At 65.0% G+C, this 18,171-nt stretch carries 16 protein-coding genes and 2 tRNA genes; 11 read left to right on the top strand and 7 right to left on the bottom strand.

Annotated elements, in window-relative coordinates; translation table 11 throughout:
* Positions 1-22 precede the first annotated feature (22 nt).
* Both ACFX5Q_RS19400 and ACFX5Q_RS19395 read left to right on the top strand, forming a co-directional pair.
* Complete coding sequence (locus tag ACFX5Q_RS19400; protein ID WP_006203404.1) at positions 23-337, top strand: antibiotic biosynthesis monooxygenase; 315 nt, start codon at positions 23-25, stop codon at positions 335-337.
* Position 338: 1 nt separating this feature from the next.
* Positions 339-710, top strand: coding sequence for a bleomycin resistance protein (locus ACFX5Q_RS19395; protein ID WP_404280587.1), 372 nt, complete (start codon positions 339-341; stop codon positions 708-710).
* Positions 711-731: 21 nt separating this feature from the next.
* Here ACFX5Q_RS19395 and ACFX5Q_RS19390 read toward each other — a convergent pair whose 3' ends face one another.
* On the bottom strand, positions 732-1,790 hold the full coding sequence (locus tag ACFX5Q_RS19390; RefSeq protein WP_404280585.1) for a glycosyltransferase family 2 protein: 1,059 nt from the start codon (positions 1,788-1,790) through the stop codon (positions 732-734).
* A gap of 90 nt (positions 1,791-1,880) precedes the next feature.
* Positions 1,881-5,492 (bottom strand): bifunctional proline dehydrogenase/L-glutamate gamma-semialdehyde dehydrogenase PutA, encoded by a 3,612-nt coding sequence (gene putA, locus ACFX5Q_RS19385; RefSeq protein ID WP_404280583.1) that lies wholly within the window; start codon positions 5,490-5,492, stop codon positions 1,881-1,883.
* Positions 5,493-5,654: 162 nt separating this feature from the next.
* On the opposite strand from putA, the gene ACFX5Q_RS19380 reads away from it, so the two are divergent.
* On the top strand, positions 5,655-6,107 hold the full coding sequence (locus ACFX5Q_RS19380) for an Lrp/AsnC family transcriptional regulator (RefSeq protein WP_404280703.1): 453 nt from the start codon (positions 5,655-5,657) through the stop codon (positions 6,105-6,107).
* Between the two features lies 1 nt (position 6,108).
* Here ACFX5Q_RS19380 and ACFX5Q_RS19375 read toward each other — a convergent pair whose 3' ends face one another.
* Positions 6,109-7,317 (bottom strand): cytochrome-c peroxidase, encoded by a 1,209-nt coding sequence (locus tag ACFX5Q_RS19375; protein ID WP_404280582.1) that lies wholly within the window; start codon positions 7,315-7,317, stop codon positions 6,109-6,111.
* A gap of 7 nt (positions 7,318-7,324) precedes the next feature.
* On the bottom strand, positions 7,325-7,861 hold the full coding sequence (locus ACFX5Q_RS19370) for a FixH family protein (protein ID WP_404280581.1): 537 nt from the start codon (positions 7,859-7,861) through the stop codon (positions 7,325-7,327).
* 53 nt (positions 7,862-7,914) lie between these two features.
* Between ACFX5Q_RS19370 and ACFX5Q_RS19365 the strand changes: the two genes are divergently transcribed.
* The gene (locus tag ACFX5Q_RS19365; RefSeq protein ID WP_404280580.1) at positions 7,915-8,829 is read left to right on the top strand and encodes a sugar kinase; all 915 of its coding nucleotides are present in this window, start codon (positions 7,915-7,917) and stop codon (positions 8,827-8,829) included.
* Here ACFX5Q_RS19365 and ACFX5Q_RS19360 read toward each other — a convergent pair.
* The 3 genes from ACFX5Q_RS19360 to ACFX5Q_RS19350 all read right to left on the bottom strand — a co-directional run bounded on the left by ACFX5Q_RS19360 (position 8,826) and on the right by ACFX5Q_RS19350 (position 12,568).
* Entirely contained in the window at positions 8,826-9,851 is a 1,026-nt protein-coding gene (locus ACFX5Q_RS19360) for an aldose epimerase family protein (protein ID WP_404280579.1), read from the bottom strand. The genes ACFX5Q_RS19365 and ACFX5Q_RS19360 overlap by 4 nt on opposite strands.
* A 109-nt stretch (positions 9,852-9,960) precedes the next feature.
* Positions 9,961-11,418 carry an NAD-dependent succinate-semialdehyde dehydrogenase gene (locus tag ACFX5Q_RS19355; RefSeq protein WP_404280578.1) on the bottom strand — a complete coding sequence of 486 codons (1,458 nt, stop codon included), beginning with the start codon at positions 11,416-11,418 and terminating at the stop codon, positions 9,961-9,963.
* A gap of 199 nt (positions 11,419-11,617) precedes the next feature.
* The gene (locus ACFX5Q_RS19350; protein WP_404280577.1) at positions 11,618-12,568 is read right to left on the bottom strand and encodes an AEC family transporter; all 951 of its coding nucleotides are present in this window, start codon (positions 12,566-12,568) and stop codon (positions 11,618-11,620) included.
* 168 nt (positions 12,569-12,736) lie between these two features.
* Here ACFX5Q_RS19350 and ACFX5Q_RS19345 point away from each other — a divergent pair, with 168 nt between their 5' ends.
* The 7 genes from ACFX5Q_RS19345 to ACFX5Q_RS19315 all read left to right on the top strand — a co-directional run bounded on the left by ACFX5Q_RS19345 (position 12,737) and on the right by ACFX5Q_RS19315 (position 18,171).
* Positions 12,737-13,285, top strand: coding sequence for a histidine phosphatase family protein (locus tag ACFX5Q_RS19345; RefSeq protein WP_404280576.1), 549 nt, complete (start codon positions 12,737-12,739; stop codon positions 13,283-13,285).
* Between the two features lie 229 nt (positions 13,286-13,514).
* Positions 13,515-13,588: transfer RNA gene (locus tag ACFX5Q_RS19340), tRNA-OTHER, on the top strand.
* A gap of 1 nt (position 13,589) precedes the next feature.
* A tRNA-Met gene (locus tag ACFX5Q_RS19335) sits at positions 13,590-13,656 on the top strand.
* 372 nt (positions 13,657-14,028) lie between these two features.
* Positions 14,029-15,168 carry a slipin family protein gene (locus ACFX5Q_RS19330; protein WP_404280575.1) on the top strand — a complete coding sequence of 380 codons (1,140 nt, stop codon included), beginning with the start codon at positions 14,029-14,031 and terminating at the stop codon, positions 15,166-15,168.
* Positions 15,169-15,346: 178 nt separating this feature from the next.
* Positions 15,347-15,628 (top strand): acyl carrier protein, encoded by a 282-nt coding sequence (locus ACFX5Q_RS19325; protein ID WP_006203389.1) that lies wholly within the window; start codon positions 15,347-15,349, stop codon positions 15,626-15,628.
* A 60-nt stretch (positions 15,629-15,688) separates the two neighbouring features.
* Complete coding sequence (locus tag ACFX5Q_RS19320; RefSeq protein WP_404280573.1) at positions 15,689-16,879, top strand: beta-ketoacyl-ACP synthase; 1,191 nt, start codon at positions 15,689-15,691, stop codon at positions 16,877-16,879.
* A 20-nt stretch (positions 16,880-16,899) separates the two neighbouring features.
* Entirely contained in the window at positions 16,900-18,171 is a 1,272-nt protein-coding gene (locus ACFX5Q_RS19315) for a beta-ketoacyl-ACP synthase (RefSeq protein WP_404280572.1), read from the top strand.

Genomic DNA, 18,171 nt, shown 5'->3' with positions numbered 1-18,171 from the left:
TCGCCATTTTGAAAGGAACCCCATGTACATCGCCATGAACCGCTTCAAGGTCCAGAACGGCTCGGAAACCGCCTTCGAGGACGTCTGGAAGAACCGTGATTCCAGCCTTTCGGAGATGAAAGGTTTTCGGGAATTCCATCTGCTGCGCGGCCCGGTCAACGAAGCTGAAGGCTACACGCTGTTTGCCTCGCACACGGTGTGGGCGAGCCACGATGATTTCGTCGCCTGGACCAAGTCGGAGAATTTCCGCGCCGCGCACCGCAACACCGGCACGACAAAAGTCCATTATCTCGGCCATCCGCAATTCGAGGGCTTTTCCGTCGTCGAAGGCGCCTGAGATGGCATCGCCCGCGGCCGACCCGGCCCGTAGCATCCCGGTCCTGCCCTCGCCCGACATCGCGGCGACGCGCGATTTCTATTGCGATGAGCTCGGCTTCGGCATCGTCGGGCCGGAGATGGACGACTATCTGATCGTGCGCCGTGGCGAAATCGAGATCCATTTCTGGAAGAGCGACGACCTCAAACTGCCCGAAGTTTCGTCCTGCTACATCAGGGGTGGCGAGGTGCCGGCGCTGCACGCCGAATTTTCAGCGCGCGGCGTCGAGAAACTCAGCCCGTTCACCGTGCGGCCATGGAACATGAAGGAGTTCTACCTCCGGGACCCGCATGGCAATCTGCTGAAATTCGGCTGCGCGCCCGAGGAGATCTGAAGCTTCGCCGGGCAACGCGTGTCAGCGTGGCGCCCAACCGAACAGCCGCCGCACTCTCCGCGTGAAGCGCTTGCGCAACTGTCGCCGGCGGTTCTTGCTACTGAGAAACGGCGTCAGCCGGGGATCGGCGGCCAGAGTGCCGAACCGCCGGACATGCTGCGCAAGGAACCCGGGCACGAAATCCCTGCCGTTGATGGCGCGTAGCCGCTCCGCATGGGCCAGCACATAATCGAGGACATCCGCGCCCATGGTCGCTTCGTGGGCAAGATAGGCCAGCGATTGCTGCACATGGCCGCCGGCATAGGCAGCGCCGGCCGATGCGTTGGCGCCATGCAGACGATAAAGGCCGAGACTCTCGGACAGGATCAGGCTGCCAGCGGCCAGATGCGCGCATGTCGCGGCAAAGTAGTCGGTCCCTGTCTTCACCCGAAACGGGAACGCCAGAACCGGTTCCAGCGCACCGCGCCGGAAAACCATCGACGAGGTCGGCGCCCACATCCAGCCATAGGCGCCGGGTCCGAAATAGGTCACCGGATGGTCCGATTGATAGGCAAGCTCGCCAGCCATCGCGCCAAGCTGCCTGAAGGCCGGAATGCCGATCCCGGCCGCCTCCGGTTCCGGTCGCGGCTTGCGCAGCACGACATAGGTGCTCGCGAGCAAGGTCCGCTCGCTATCGACGAAGAAAACATCCGAGCTGGATAGCGACGCCGTTCGCGTCGGGTTCAGATGCGCCGACAGATGCGCAAGCAAGAAATTCGGCAGCCAGATATCGTCGGCATCGAGGAATGCAACGAAAGGCGCGTCGGTCGCGGCAAAGCCATCGCGAAATCCCGCGATCTGCCCGCCATTCTCCGAGCGCGCCAGCAGCCGCAGGCGCGGGTTGCCAATCGCCTGGAGGAGTTCGCGGACATGTTCGGCCGAGCCGTCGGTCGAGGCATCGTCGACGATGACGCAGTCCCAGTTCCGGTAGGTCTGCGCCAACACCGAGCGGATCGCCTGTTCGACGTATGGGCGGTAATTGTAGCAGGTAATGACCACCGCCACGCGCGGCAGCTCAAACGGTGGGGACGTGTCTTCCATCTGATCGGCCTCGCCCGCTCGAATTGCCACCCATGTTCATCCGGCAGCTTTTCCTTTGCAACTCGACGCAGGCGAGCGAAGTACGAAAACCTAGGCCGCGGCCAGCAGGCTGGCATTGCCGCCCGCCGCCGTGGTGTCGACGCAGACAGCACGCTCATGCGCATAGGCCGCCGGGTTGAGCACCTCGCTGACCAAAGGCACGATCGGGCCGCTTCGCTCGGCGATCACCTTGCGCACGATGCGCGCGGCCTCGGGCGTGCCGGAGAAGGCGACGACGTCGACGCGTAGCGAACGCGCCTCGACCGGATCGGGACGGCCGTCGATGGCCGCCAGCGGCAGGCCCTTGCCGGTCAGCGCCGACAGTGCCGCCGGCGCCCCTGGCGCGACGGCGAGCACCGCGTTGCCGGCGGCGAGTGCCTGGATCGCCTGCGCCAGCAACGTGTCCTGATCGGGACCGAGGCAGAGCACCCGGCCCCGTGGCGACAGCGAAAGCGTGTTGGCTTCGCCGGTCGGCCCGGGTAGGTCGACTTGGCCGAAATCGATGCTGGCGGCAGCCCCGATGGCCGCCGCACCCTTGCCGCGCAGATGCTTGCGCAGGATGGCCACACGATCGGGCCGCGTCGACCAGCCGCCAAGCGTCGGATCGGGCAGATTGTCGGCAAGCTCGGTCGCCGTCACCTTATGGCCGTCCTCGATATGCGTGCCCGCCTCCGGCCCTTTGCGGAAGCGCCTCAGATAATGTGGCCCGCCGGCCTTCGGTCCGGTGCCGGACAGCCCCTCGCCGCCGAAGGGCTGCGAGCCGACCACGGCGCCGATCTGGTTGCGGTTGACATAGATGTTGCCGGCGTGGATGCCGTCGACGAAATGCTGGGCGCGGCCCTCGATGCGGGTGTGCAGGCCGAAGGTCAGGCCATAGCCCTTGCGGTTGATCGCGGCGATGACGGCGTCGATCTCGTCGGCGTCGAAGGTGGCGACATGCAGCACCGGGCCGAACACCTCGCGCTCCATCTCCTCGATGCCCTTGACCCGAAACACATGCGGCGCGACGAAGCGGCCATTCTTCGGCGCTTCGAGCTTGGCGATCAGCCGACCCTGCAGACCCATTTTCGTGCAATAGTCGCGGATCGAGGCCTGCGCCTCGTCGTCGATGACCGGACCGACATCGGTCGAAATCTGCCAGGGGTTGCCGAGGTTGAGTGCCTCCATGGCGCCCTTCAGCATCTCCAGCATCTTCTTCTCGACGTCCTTCTGCACGTAGAGCACGCGCAGTGCCGAGCAGCGCTGGCCGGCGCTCTGGAAGGCCGAGGCAAGGATGTCGCGCACCGCCTGTTCGGGAAGCGCTGTGGAATCGACGATCATCGCATTCAGCCCGCCGGTCTCGGCGATCAGCATGGCGTCGGGCGCGGCGGTCTCGGCCAGCTGCTTCTCGATCAGCTTGGCGACCTCGGTCGAGCCGGTGAAGCAGACGCCGGCAATGCGCGGATCGGCGGTCAGCGGGCCGCCGACCGACGGACCATCGCCCGGCAGCAACTGGATGACGTCTTCCGGCACGCCGGCCTCGCGCAGCATTTCGACGGCGCGGAAGGCGATCAGCGGCGTCTGCTCGGCCGGCTTGGCAACGACCGAATTGCCGGTGACCAGCGCGGCCGCGATCTGGCCGGTGAAGATGGCGAGCGGGAAATTCCACGGCGAGATGCAGACGATCGCGCCGCGTGCCTGCGTGCCGCTCTCGGCATTGACCGCCTCGGCGGCGTAATAGCGCAGGAAGTCGACCGCCTCACGCACCTCGGCGACACCATCGGCGAGTGACTTGCCGGCCTCGCGTGTGGCCAGCGCGAAGAACTCGACGGCATTGGCTTCATAGAGGTCGGCGGCGCGGTTGAGGATCGCGGCGCGCTCGGCGGCGGGGCGTTTCGCCCATGCCGGCTGCGCCTCTACCGCGATGCGCACGGCGGTCGCGACCTGCTTGGCGTCCGCCTCGTGGACAGAACCCACCACTTCGTCTGGCTTCGCTGGATTGGTGATCGGACGCTGCTTGCCGTAGCCGGCGGCGCGGGTGATCGGCTTGGCGTGCCAGCGGTCCGACCCGGCAAATTTCGCCTTCGCCTTTTCGATCGCAGCCAGCGTCACCGTATCGGTGATGTCGAATCCCCTGGAGTTGCGGCGTCCGCCACCGAAGATGGCAAAGGGCCGGGCGATAGCCGGATTGGCGGCCGGTCCCTGCTTCTCGACCGTTTCCAATGGATCGCGGGCGATATCCTCCGGCTCGACCTCCTCATCGGTGAGTTGGTGGACGAAGGAGGAGTTGGCGCCGTTCTCCAGCAGCCGGCGGACCAGATAGGCCAGCAGGTCGGAATGGGCGCCGACCGGCGCATAGATGCGGCAGCGCGTGCCTTCGGCCTGGCGCACCGTCTCGTGCAGTGCCTCGCCCATGCCGTGCAGGCGCTGGAACTCGAAGGCATCGCGGTTCGTCGCCATCGACAGGATGGCGGCCACGGTATGGGCGTTGTGGGTGGCGAATTGCGGATAGATGCGGCCGGTCATCGACAGCAGCTTCTTCGCGCAGGCCATGTAGGAGACGTCGGTGTTGGCCTTGCGGGTGAAGACCGGATAGCCGTCGAGCCCGAGCGTCTGCGCCCGCTTGATCTCGGTGTCCCAATAGGCGCCCTTGACCAGCCGCACCATGATGGTGCGGTCGTACTTTTTCGCCAGCGCGTAGAGCCAGTCGATGGTGAAGGCGGCGCGCGGGCCATAGGCCTGGACGACGACGCCAAAGCCGTTCCAGCCGGCAAGCTCCGGCTCTGCCAGCACGCGCTCGATGACGTCGAGCGACAGGTCGAGGCGATCGGCCTCCTCGGCGTCGATGTTGAGGCCCATGCGCGAATGCCGCGCCGCCAACGCCAGCGACAGAAGCCGCTCGGCCATGACCGGCAGCATCGTTTCCTTCTGCGCCACCTCATAGCGCGGATGCAGCGCCGACAGCTTGACCGAGATGCCGTGGTTTTGGCGGATGTCCGGCCCATTGGAACCGGAGTCGAGCGAGGAAATGGCGTCGGCATAGGCCTTGTGATAGCGCAGCGCGTCGGCCTCGGTGCGGGCCGCCTCGCCCAGCATGTCAAAGGAATAGAGATAGCCCTTCTGCGTCATCGGTCGGCCGCGCTTGACCGCCTCGGCGATGCTGCGGCCAAGCACGAACTGCTCGCCCATTTCGCGCATCGCTGCCGCGACCGCCTTGCGGATGACCGGCTCACCGAGCCTGCGCACCATGGCGCGCAGCGTGCCTTCGATGCCACCCTCGCCTTCGTCGAGCACACGCCCGGTCAGCATCAGCGCCCAGGTCGAGGCGTTGACGAAGATCGAACTCGAGCCGCCCGAATGCGCTGACCAGTCATGCGGCGCGATCTTGTCGGCGATCAGATCGTCCATCGTCTCGGTGTCGGGCACGCGCAGCAACGCTTCGGCCAGGCACATCAGCGCCACGCCCTCCTTGGTCGACAGGCCGTAGGCGGAGAGAAAGACCTCCATCAGCCTGGGATCGGAGGAGCCGCGCACCGCCCGCACCAGATCGGCCGCACGGGCCGAGATCGCGTTGCGGTCCTTCGTCGACAGTTCTGTCGCCTCGGCCAGCCGCTTCACGGCCGCGTCTTCGGCGGGCAGATAGTTGGCACGGATCTGCTGGCGGATGGCATCGAGCGCTGGCATGGCGGTCCTGTGAACGAGCAAGAGGGAGCGGGCCGGCGGTCACCGGACCGAATGGCGCAAGCTAGCACAATTGCGGATTTCGGTCGGTCCAAAGAAATCGACAAGGCAGGCTGATTGATCTATCATTTGCGCCAACTCCTCACCAATATGACCGTCAAATCGATGACCGAAGACCAATTGGACCGCATCGACCGGAATATCCTGTCGGCATTGGCGCGCGATGGGCGGCTTTCAATGTCGGAACTGGCCGGCAAGGTCGGCCTGTCGAAGACACCGGTGCAGGCGCGGGTCAAGCGGCTGGAGATGGACGGCTTCATCCGCGGCTACCAGGCGATCATTGATCGTGAGCGCATGGGTGAAGGCCATGTCGCCTTCGTCCAGGTGAAACTGTCCGACACCCGTTCGGCCGCCCTTGACGCTTTCAACCGCGCCGTCCAGGCCGTGCCGGAGATCGAGCAGTGCCACATGATGGCGTCGAGCTTCGACTATCTTCTGAAGGTCCGTACCACCGACATCGCCGCCTATCGGCGCGTGCTCGGCGAGCGTATCTCGGCGCTCCCCCACGTCGCCCAGACCTCGACCTTCGTGGCGATGGAGACGGTCAAGGACCGCTAACTCACTCGGCCAGCGTCTTCAAAAACGCCACCAGTGCGGCGCGTTCACGGTCTGAAAGCTGCAGCGGGTGGACTTCCGACACGCCTTCGACACTCGCCGGCGCCTTCGAATAATGCGCCACCACCTCGTCCAGCGACGAAAACTGCCCGGCATGCATATAGGGCGGTCGCGTCGCTGCACCCCGCAGAGACGGCGTCTTGTAGGCACGGATCAGTTCCGGCCCTGTCTTGACCATGAAGCGCAGTTCACGACAGGCGCTGTCGTCACCGTCGCGGAAAGCGCCGAAGCAGTTGAACGGATCGACCTCGACCTGCGCCACCGCGTCGATTCGTCCGCGGTCCGGCGGCAGATCGGCAACCGGCGGCACACCGGTGTTGTGAAAACTGTTGTCGGTGAAGCGCGGGCCGTTGTGGCAGGTCACGCAATTGGCCTTGCCGATGAACAGCTTCAGCCCGAGGATCTCCTCAGGCGAAAACGCATCGTCGCCCTGCGGCTTGGCGCCCGACGCCAGATCGATTGCAAAACGGTCGAAGCGCGTCTGCGGCGGCTCGATGGATCGCTCGAAGGCGGCGATCGCCTTGCCGATATTGGCAAAGACGCGATTGACGTCCTCGGCCTGGCTGTCGTGCATGGCATTCCAGGCTGCTTTCTCGGCATCGGTGCCGAGCGGACTGGCATTGGCGGGCACGCTCGAAAGATCAGGCAGCGGCCCGAAGATGCGCTCGTAGCGCTCGCCGAAACGCTTCTTGATGTAATGCGCGAAGGCGGCGCGGTTGCCGCCCTGCTCGAGCGGATTTTCGAGCGGCGTCAGCGCTTGCGCCCACAGGCTATCGCGGCGCCCGTCCCAGAAGAACCACGGACCGCGCGCGACACCCGCCAGCGGCATGGTGCGCCGGTTGGTGCGGCCGATGCCAACCGCCTGCGGCAGGTCGTCCTGGAACTGGCGATCGATCTTGTGGCAGGTCGAGCAGGAGACCGTCCCGTCGCGGCTCATGCCCTGATCGAAGAACAGCGTCGAACCAAGTGCCGCGGCGGCAGGTACGTCGGCAAAACGGTTGGTAGTGTCGGGCTTCAACGCCGGCAACGTGTTCAACGCCAGCGAGGCGATGGTTTTCTTCTCGCCATCGGAAAACTGCGGCTTGCCGCGGCCGGCCAGCACGGCAAACGCGCCAAGAGCGAGAACGCATGAAAGACTGGCAAGGCGCCTCATCGGCTGCTCACAACACCACATTGAAGACGACCGTATCGGAGCCGGCCGCCGCGGAAATGGCAAAGCGCAGCTGCCACCAGCCGCTCATGGTGAACTTCAGCCCGTCGATGCGGTAGCGCCCCTTGCCCAGATAGTCGGTCGCCTGCGGACTGGTCGGCAGGCCGTGATTGTGCAGCGGCATGCCGCCGGAAACCGTGATCGCCGCCCCTTCCACAGGAGCCCCCTTGACTGTTTTCAGCGTCAGCAGCCAGGACTGCAATTCGCCTTGCCTGATGACGCCCCGTTCCGGCTGGAAACTGGCGACGAACAGCCCGTTCGCCGTCGTCTTCGAGCGCGACGTGTCGGCACCCGGCGCCGTCTGCGGAGCGGTCAGGTAGACGATCGCCAGGATGCCGACCAGCAAGGCGGCCAGACCGAGGCCCGCGAGAAGATAACGCCATAGGGATGCCAAACCGGTTCCTTTTCCAAGATAACGTTGCAGCGGGCGGATCGCGTCCCACGGGGGAAAACGCTTCTGGCGCAAAAAACGGCCTGCGCCAAGCATGGCGCTGCCGATCGCAAAAAGCTACAGCAGCAAAATTGCCTGGAGGGAGATACATGACGGGAATCGCCTCGATCGGTGAGTGCATGCTCGAACTGTCAGGCCAGGCCGGGCCGAACTGGCGCATGGGCTTTGCCGGCGACACGTTCAACACGCTGTGGGCGCTGCATGCGCTGAGCAACGACCGGCCGGCGACCTATGTCTCGGCCTTCGGCGACGACCCGTTCTCGCAGGCACAGATTGCTTTCTTCGCCGAAAACGGCATCGGCATCGGCCAGAGCCCGATCATCACGGGAGCCCGGCCCGGCCTCTATGCCATCACGCTGACCGGCGCCGAACGCGCCTTCACCTACTGGCGCGCCGACGCGGCCGCCAGGCAGCTCGCTTCGGACCCAGCCGCCCTGGCAAAAAGCCTGGAAAACCAAGCGCTTGTCTATTTTTCCGGAATCACCTTGGCAATTCTGGACGACGCCGCGCGCAAGACATTGCTGGCGGCGGTGGCCAAGGCCCGCGCGGCCGGCTCGCTTGTCGCCTTCGATCCCAACTACCGGCCACGCCTGTGGCGCAACCGCGAGGACGCGCAAGCCGCGATCCTCGAAGCGCTTGCCGGCACCGACATCGCCCTGCCGACCTTTCCCGACGAGCAGATGCTGTTCGGCGATACCACGTCGCAGGCGACCGCGGAGCGGCTCGGAAAGCTGGCCGGTGAAGTCGTCGTCAAGAACGGCGAGGAAGCGGCGCTTATCGCGACGAACGGAGCCTTTCACCCGGTTCCGGCGGTCCACGTCGCGACCCCTGTGGACACCACCGGCGCCGGCGATTCCTTCAATGGCGGCTACCTCGCCGCCCGACTCGCCGGCCATGCCCCGGTGGACGCCGCACTGCGCGCGCATCGCGTCGCCGCCGCCGTCGTGCAGGTGCGCGGCGCGCTCGCTCCGTTCGAAACCCTTCGAGTGGCATTTGACGGTTAAGGCAGGCGGAACCGATATTCCGTCACCTGATGGTAGATTTGCCCGGGCCACAGCGTCGCTTGTGGGAAATACGGCCGGTTCGGTGCATCCGGCCAGACCTGCGCCTCCAGGCAGAAGCCCGAGAACGCTTTGTACTGGCGACCCTCCAGTCCCGCTGAGGACGGCGTCAAATACTGGCCGGTATAGAGCTGCAGGCCGGGCTCGGTGGTCCACACCTCCATCTCGACGCCGGAAGTCGCGCCTTGCGCCCAGGAAGCCTGCTTCAGCGGCCCGCGTGTCGGGGCGAGGCAGAAATTCAGGTCGTAGGGAAGCTGCTCGCCCTCGCTCTCCATGCGCAGCGGTCGCGCCTGGCGGAAGTCGAAGGGCGTGCCGTCGACCGGCTTGACCGCGCCGGTCGGGATCATCTCGCCGTCGATTGGCGTGTAGGCGCCGGCATTGAGCATCAGCCGGTGGTCGAGGATATCGCCGGCGCCGCCGTCGTCGAGGTTGAAATAGGAATGCTGCGCGAGATTGCACAGTGTCGGCTCCTCTGAGGTCGCGGTCAACTCGACGCTGAGCGTACCCGGGATTTTTAGCCGGTAGGTGCAGGTCACGTCGAGCGCGCCGGGAAAGCCCATCGTGCCGTCGGGGTCATGCAGGGACAGCGTGACGAAGTCCCGGCCGTGCAGCGAGACGATCCACGGCCGGTGGAAGTAGCCTTCAGAGCCGCCATGCAATGTGTGCTTGTCGAGGAAGTTGCGTTCCGTCTGGTAGCGGTTGCCGGCGATGGTGAAGCGGCCGTCGCGGATGCGGTTGGCATAGCGCCCGACGACCGCGCCGAAGAACGCCTTGTCGGTCTCGTAGGGCTCGAAACGGTCGTAGCCCAGCACCAGCGGCGCATCATGTCCGGAGAGGCGCAAATCCTGGATGATCGCGCCCAGCCCGATGATGTTGGCGGTGAGGCCGCCGCCACGGATGGTGAAGCGGCGGACGGCATCGCCCGCCTGCGTCGTACCGAAGACCTCGCCGTCCTTCATCGTCATGCCCGAAAGTCAGTTCGTTGATCTATCGACTTCGGCCGGTTGCGTCTTTCGGCCGGGTTTGACGTATCGAAAGGGCAGGCTTGCGCCTGCCCCGCTCTTCCGATGGCTATCAGAAGCCGAGGCCGCCGATGCAGACATATTTGGTGTCGAGATAATCCTCGATGCCCTGATGTCCGCCTTCCTTGCCGAGGCCCGATTCCTTGACGCCGCCGAACGGCGCTTCCGGTGTGGTGATGAGGCCTTCATTGACGCCGACCATACCGTATTTCAGCCCTTCCATGACCCGGAAGGCGCGGCCGAGATCGCCGGTGTAGAAATAGCAGGCAAGGCCGAATTCGGTGTCGTTGGCCAGAGTGACTGCCTCTTCCTCGGTCTCGAATTTGAAGACTGGCGCGACCGGTCCAAATATCTCTTCCTTCATGAAGCGCATCTTCGGCGTCGCGTTCGCGATCACGGTCGGCTGGAAGAACGAGCCGCCGAGCGCATGGCGCTTGCCGCCGGCGACGACCTTGCCGCCCTTGGAGGTCGCGTCGGCGATCAGTTCCTCGACCTTCTCGACCGCCTTCTCGTCGATCAGCGGCCCCTGCTGCACGCCCTCTTCGAGGCCGGAACCGACCTTGAGATTGTCGCTGGCGGCGGCGAGCTTTTCGACGAACTTGTCATAGACGCCGGCCTGAACCAGGAAGCGGTTGGTGCAAACGCAAGTCTGGCCTGAGTTGCGGTACTTGGCGGTGATCGCGCCGGCGACGGCACGCTCGATATCGGCATCGTCGAAGACGATGAACGGCGCATTGCCGCCGAGTTCCATCGACACTTTCTTGACGGTCACCGACGCCTTCTGGATGAGCATCTTGCCGATTTCGGTCGAGCCGGTGAAGGTGATCTTCGACACCAGCGGATTGGCGCAGATCTCGTCGCCGATTTCGGCGGCGGCACCGGTCAGGATGTTGACGACACCCTTTGGGAAGCCGACTTCCTCGGCGAGCGCGCCCCAGGCCAGGCCGGAATAAGGCGTCTGCGTCGCCGGCTTGACCACGGCGGTGCAGCCGGCGGCCAGCGCCGGGCCGAGCTTGCGGGCGAGCATCGAGGACGGGAAATTCCACGGCGTGACGGCGGCGATGACGCCGACCGGCTCCTTGGTCACCAGGATGCGGCGGTCCGCCCACGGCGACGGCACGACGTCGCCATAGGTGCGGCGGCCTTCCTCGGCGAACCAGAGTATGTAGGACGCGGCCGAGCCGATCTCGCCCTTGGATTCGAACAGCGACTTACCCTGCTCGATGGTCAAGAGCTCGGCCAGCACGTCCTGATTATCCATCATCGCGTCATGCAGCTTGCGCAGCAGCTTCGAGCGCTCGAGCGCGGTGGTCTTGCGCCAGGTCTTGAAGGCTTCATGGGCAGCCTCGATGGCGCGGCGGGTCTCCGCCTTGCCCGACTTCGGCACGGTGCCGATCTTGAGGCCGGTGGCCGGATTGTTGACGTCGACCGTCTGGCCGCTGTCGGCCTGCACCCATTCGCCGTTGATGAGATTGGCCTGCCGCATGAAATGGCTGGTTTTCTGAAGCATGGTCTAACCTCCGTTCGGCGCGCGGGCCGGTCGCTGATTTCTTCGGTGGAGCGTGCGCAAAGGCCCTCGAAGCCGGCACGCTGGGGCATTGCTCTTTACCTAGGGCGAGCCCGGCAAGCAATCGCAATATGGCATATAGGGGTTGGGCCAGAGAAGGCGAGAGCACGCCCTCCCGGATTCCGGCCCGAGTGCCCCGGTTTTATCCAAAAATGTGGACCACCACCGTCAGCCAGAAAGCCGTGGTGACCACCGCGCTCGCCGTGGCGATGGTCATCTGGTTCGATGCCAGCGCCTGGCCGGTGTTGAACTGCACGGCGATGAGATAGGTATTGATGCCGGACGGCAGCGCTGCCACCAGGACCGCCACCTTCGCCGTCAAAGGCGGCAGGCCGAACAGCCAGACCAGGCTGAGCACCAGCCCCGGCATCAGGAACAGCTTCAACGCCGACAAAGCGAGCGCCGGCAGGACATTGCCGGAGATGCCGAAGCGGCGCAGGCTGAGCCCCATCGCGAACAGCGCGACCGGCCCTGCCGTGGCGGCCAGCGCATCGACCAGCCGCATGACCAGATCGGGCAGCGGCGCCCCGGTGATGCGCCAGGCAAGCCCCACCAGGATGCCGATGATCAGCGGATTGACGAACAGCCGCCGTAAGAAGCTCTGGATGACGCGCAGCGGATGCACAGGCTCGTTGCCGCCGCGGCCGAACATCTCGAACAGGATGATCGAGGCGGCCATCGTGACCGGCAGGTGAATGGAAACCAGCAGCGACAATACCTCGAACCCGTCCTGTCCAAAAATGCCGAGGATGAAGGGGGCTCCCAGCAGGACCACATTGGAATAGGCCGACGAAACGCCCCCGACCACGCCGGCGCGGGCGTCTCGCCCGAATATCCGCGTGGTGACCAGATGGCCGGCGGCCCAGGTGATGGCGAACGCCGTGAAATAGGCGCCCCACAACGACCATGGCGCGACGCCGTGGAAATCGGACTTCACCATCGTCTGAAGCAAGAGCAGCGGCATCGCCACGTTGATGGCGAATTCGGAAATGCCCTCGCCACTCGCCGGCTTGAGATAGCCGGTGAGCCCGGCCAGATAGCCGAGCGCGACAAGACTGAAGACGAAGAGGACGGTTTCGGTCAGCGGAGACATTTTTCCCGTGATAGGCGAGCCCTGAGTGCGGCGCAATCGCCCTGCCCCTTCCAAACCGCATGGCGCGAAAACGGGGCCCTTTGACCCTCACTTGTCTTTCAGCCGGCTTTGCCGTCCCTATATGCCGGTCACCGGACCACCTGCCGGCGACCGGGAGAAAGATAACTGATGGTTCGATTTCTGTTGGTGCTGCTCCTGCTCGTCGCTCCCGCCACAGCCCACGCGACGGATGCCGGCTGGGCGTTGCTGCGTGACGGCGGACATGTCGTGCTGCTTCGCCACGCCATGGTCACCGGCACCACCGATCCGGCCAATTTAGACATCGCCAAATGCCCGACCCAGCTCAACCTTTCGGCGCGCGGCCAGCAGCAGGCAAGCCGGATCGGTGCGCTGTTCGCCGCCCGCGCCGCCCCGATCGAGCGCGTTCTGTCCAGCCGCTATTGCCGTTGCCTCGACACTGCTCGGATCGCCTTCGAGGCCGATCCGGAGCCCTTCGCGCCGCTTGACCTGCTGAAGACCGATCCGGCGGAGAAGGCCGCGCAGCTCACAGCGGTGATGACCGAGATCCGCGGCTATTCCGGCTCGGACAATCTGGTCCTGGTCACCCATCTGGAGAACATCGTGGCGCTGACCGGCGTGTCGCCGCGCGAAGGCGAAGCGGTGGTGGTCGAGCCGCAGGGCGACGGCTTGCGCGTGCTCGGCCGCGTCACCTTCTGACGGCACCGAAGGCCCTGCCCGGGCGCCGAGCGAGTGTTGCCGAAATGCCACCATCGAGGGAAGCCGCAAATATGCCGCGACAATGCCGCTTGCGACAACCCGTCGCAGGGGCTATAGGCGCGCTCCCGGTCACGAAAACCGAAGCGAGCACAACGGTTGGAGCTTTCGCCTCCGCCCGCGCAGGTGGCTTTGCCGTCCTGTGTACGGCGCCGTTTCGGGGGTTGGGATCGCGGATGTAGCTCAGGGGGAGAGCGCCGGATTTGGGTCCGGAGGTCGCAGGTTCGAATCCTGCTGTCTGCACCACGGATAGCTCAGTTTGGGTAGAGCATCAGACTCATGATCTGACGGTCGAAGGTTCGAATCCTTCTCCAATGGCTGATAGGCCACCACCCTTTCACGGTGTTATCTGAAAAGCGGTCCGGGGACCGGAATGCTGAAGACCTGACGGACGGCCGAAGCCTTCGGGCCGAGACCGCACCGAAGGTCTGACGCCGTCGGCTCGCGGCCAGGCCCGCGGTGACGATCAAGGCGCAGCGCCGCCGGCAAGGGAAGCTTCGGCTTCCGGCGCCCGCTTCGCCGCCCCGCGATCCGCTCCCGAAGGCCCGCCGCGAATTGACGCCACCGGTCCCTGGATCATCGTGCCGGGACGTGAAGCAAGAGACGAAGCGAAACGAGAAACGAAAAGGAAGATCGACGCATGACGTGACGCCTCGCATGGGGCCATGCCCGACAGGAGTAAGACAATGACCATTCTCGATAAGGTTTTGGGACGCGAGCGCGTCCTTGTTAAGGAAAACGAGCGTGCCGTCACCCTCTACAAGGGTGAGATCAAGGCTGTCCTGATGCCGGGCGAGCACTGGCTCGCCAACCGGCGCCAGAGCCTTGAAGTCTCGCGGCACGATCTGAAGAACCCGGAATTCGTTTCGGCGTACGAGAAGGCGTTGTTCGACAAGCTCCCGGATGTGGCCGCGCGTCATTTCACCGTCATTCGCACCGGGCGCACGGATGTCGCCGTCATCGAGCGTGACGGCAACCTCCATGCCGTCCTGGCGCCAGACCGCAAGCTCGTGCTGTGGACGGATGCCGGACCGTGGAAGGTGACGCTGGTCGACACTGCCGCGGAACTGGCGATCGATCCTGCGGTCATGCGCCGGATCGGCCAGGCGCGGAAGACGGAACTGATGTCCGTCCATCCGGTCGTCGACGGCCAGGCCGGACTGCTGTTCGTCGATGGTGTCCTTGTGCGGACGCTCACGGCGGGCGTGCATGCGTTCTGGAACGTCGGACGCATGGTGCAGGTGAAGGTCGTCGACCTCAAGCGCCAGTCGCTCGATGTCGCCGGGCAGGAAGTGCTGACCAAGGATCGCGTCACGATCCGCGTCAACATCGCCGCCGAATACCGGGTCGTCGATCCGGTCAAGGCGGTGAGCGCTGTGAAGGACTTCGCGGAAGCCCTCTACCGCGCCCTGCAGTACGCCTTCCGCAAGACGCTTGGCGCTCTGACGCTCGACCAGATCCTCGAGAAGAAGGTGACGGTCGACGAGGAGGCCGCCGGCAAGGTCCGCGCCGACATGGCCGAGGTCGGGGTCGAGGTCAGCGATATCGCGCTCAAGGATGTCATCCTGCCGGGCGAGATGCGCGAAATCCTCAACCAGGTGGTTTCGGCCGAAAAGCAGGCCGAGGCCAACGTCATCCGCCGTCGCGAGGAGACGAACGCGACGCGTTCGCTGCTCAACACGGCCCGGGTGATGGCCGAGAACCCGGTGATGCTGCGTCTGAAGGAGCTCGAGGCTCTGGAGACCATCGCCGGAAAGGTCGAGCGGCTGACCGTCCACAACGGAACGGGCGGGCTGCTGAACGACCTGGTCAAGCTCCGCGATTGAGCTGACCTTGCGTCAAATGGGAAGGGCCGCCGGACAAACCGGCGGCCCTTCTTGTCTTTGCAAGGGAGGCATCCCATCTGCGCCCGGCGTATCAGGCCTTTTCCTGCCCGGAAAAACCGATTAGACAGCGCCCAAACAAGATGCGGACAGATTCCGCCCGCAACCGAAGGAAGAGCCCTTGTCCACCACGTTCGACAAAGTCGCCAAGATCATTGCCGACACCAGCGAGATCGATATCGAGACGATCACGCCCGAAAGCCACACCATCGACGATCTCGGCATCGACAGCCTCGATTTCCTCGACATCGTCTTTGCCATCGATAAGGAATTCGGCATCAAGGTGCCGCTGGAGAAGTGGACGCAGGAGGTCAATGACGGCAAGGCCTCGACCGACGATTACTTCGTCATGAAGAACCTGTGCGCCAAGATCGACGCGCTGGTCGCCGCCAAGACCGCCTGACGTCAGTTGAGCGCGTGACCTTGACGCGCTCTGCCGCCTAACCCACAAACAAAGCCGCCCATGAGCAGCCCCCGCGACGTCGTCATCACCGGCATCGGCCTTGTCTCTTCGCTGGGAGAAGGTCCGGATGCGCACTGGCAGAAGCTCGCCCAGCCGGGCCTGCAGCCGGTGCTGGAGGCCGCGCGCTTTGCGCCCTACACCATCCACCCGCTGCCCGACATCGACTGGAACCTGCAGATCGCCAAGCGCGGCGACCAGCGGCAGATGGAGACCTGGCAGCGGCTCGGCACCTATTCCGCCGGCCTGGCGCTGGACGATGCCGGCATCAAGGGCAATGACGAGCTCTGCGCGACCATGGACATGGTGGTGGCCGCCGGCGGCGGCGAGCGCGACGAGGCGGTCGATGCCGCGATCCTCGCCGCTTCGGAAAGCCGCAACGACCGCGACGTGCTGCTCAACGAGAAACTGACCACCGAATTGCGCCCGACCTTGTTCCTGGCGCAATTGTCCAACCTGCTCGCCGGAAACATCTCCATCGTCCACAAGGTTACCGGTTCGTCGCGCACTTTCATGGGCGAGGAAGGTGCCGGCGTCGCCGCGGTCGAGACGGCCGCAGCGCGCATCCGCTCGGGACAGTCGACGCATGTGCTGGTTGGCGGCGCCTTCCAGACCGAACATTCCGACATGCTGCTCGGCTACGAGCTGGCCGGCTATTTGCATCGCGGCGCCTGGAAACCAGTCTGGCAAAGACAGGGCGGCGAAGGCGGTGGCGTGGTTACCGGCTCCGGCGGCGCCTTCCTGGTGCTGGAGCAGCGCGAGCACGCTGAAAGCCGTGGGCGCAAGATCTACGCCGAACTCGGCCACATCGTCTCCGGACGCGCCAGGCGGCGGCTGGGCGAACTCGACGCCGAGATCGCCACACTGCTCAACCAGACTGCATTGCCTGACGGTGAATTGCTGGTGATGTCAGGTGCTTCCGGCGCTCATGCCGCCACCGCCGCCGAGAAAGCAACTTTCGACGCCCATCCGGCGATTGCAGCGCGCGCGTTCTCAACGCTGACCGGCCACATGAAGGAAGCGCAGTTCCCCTTCGCGGTGGCGCTGGCAGCGCTGGCCGTCGACCGCAAGGCCGCCTATCCCGCCTTCGATGCCACGGTCGAAAAGCCGTTCGGTGGCGTTCCCAGATCCGTGCTTGCAACGGCGATCGGCTATCACCAATTCGAGGGCATGGGGCTGGTAAAAGCCGCCTGAGCTACGACCTAGGACAAAACATGGCCAATCTAAACGATCACATGGGCAGGCCAATCGTCGCCGTCACCGGTATCGGCGTGGTGACGTCGCTCGGCGTCGGCAAGGCCGACAACTGGGCGGCACTCACATCGGGCAAATCCGGCATCCATCCGATCACCCGCTTTCCGGTCGATCACCTGAACACCCGCATCTCCGGCATGGTCGACTTCCTGCCGTCGAGCTCGCAGGGCTCCAGCCCCCTCACCTACGAGCTGGCCGAAACCGCCGCGCGTGAAGCAGTCGCGGAAGCAGGCCTCGATTCCGCCGATTTCGGCGGACCGCTTTTCCTCGCCTCGCCGCCGGTCGAGCTCGACTGGGCTGATCGCTTTTCGCTCTACAATTCCGACAAGCAGGACGCCGGCGCCGAAAGACTGCTGCGCGTGGCGCGCGCGCTGAAGGAACTCGACATCTTCGAGACAACGCAGTTCGGCTCGATCGCCGACCGGCTGGCGGACAGGTTCGGCACCCGCGGCCTGCCGATCACGCTGTCGACCGCTTGCGCCTCGGGCGCCACCGCCATCCAGCTCGGCGTCGAGGCGATCCGCCGCGGCGAATGCGACAAGGCGCTGTCGATCGGCGCCGACGGCTCGGCGACTGCCGAGGCGCTGATCCGTTTCTCGCTGCTGTCGGCGCTGTCCACCCACAACGACATCCCGGAAAAGGCCTCAAAACCCTTCTCCAAGGATCGCGACGGTTTTGTGCTCGCCGAAGGCTCCGGCGCGCTGGTGCTGGAATCGCTGGAGGCCGCACTTGCCCGAGGCGCCACCATTCTCGGCATCATGCGCGGCTGCGGCGAGAAGGCCGACGATTTCCACCGCACTCGCTCGAAGCCCGACGGTTCGCCGGCGATCGCGGCGGTGCGCGCCGCGCTCGCCGATGCCGGCCTTGGCGAGGACGAGATCGACTACGTCAACGCGCACGGCACTTCGACGCCGGAAAACGACAAGATGGAGCATTTGTCGCTGTCGACCGTCTTCGGCGAACGGATCGGCTCGATGCCGATCTCGTCGAACAAGTCGATGATCGGCCACACGCTGTCGGCCGCCGGCGCCGTCGAGGCGGCATTTTCGCTGATGACGATGCGCGAAAGCGTCATTCCGCCGACCATCAACTACGACAATCCCGATCCGGCGATCGTGCTCGACGTTGTACCGAACAAGAAGCGCAATGCCGAGGTTGGCACCGTCCTGTCGAATTCCTTCGGCTTCGGCGGCCAGAACACTTGCCTTGTCATGGCGCGGGAACCGGTCTAA

The sequence above is a fragment of the Mesorhizobium sp. IMUNJ 23033 genome (assembly GCF_044778005.1).
Lineage (GTDB): Bacteria > Pseudomonadota > Alphaproteobacteria > Rhizobiales > Rhizobiaceae > Mesorhizobium > Mesorhizobium amorphae_A.
Note: the sequence above shows the minus strand (reverse complement) of the source record. Positions and strands in the feature narration are given on the sequence as shown.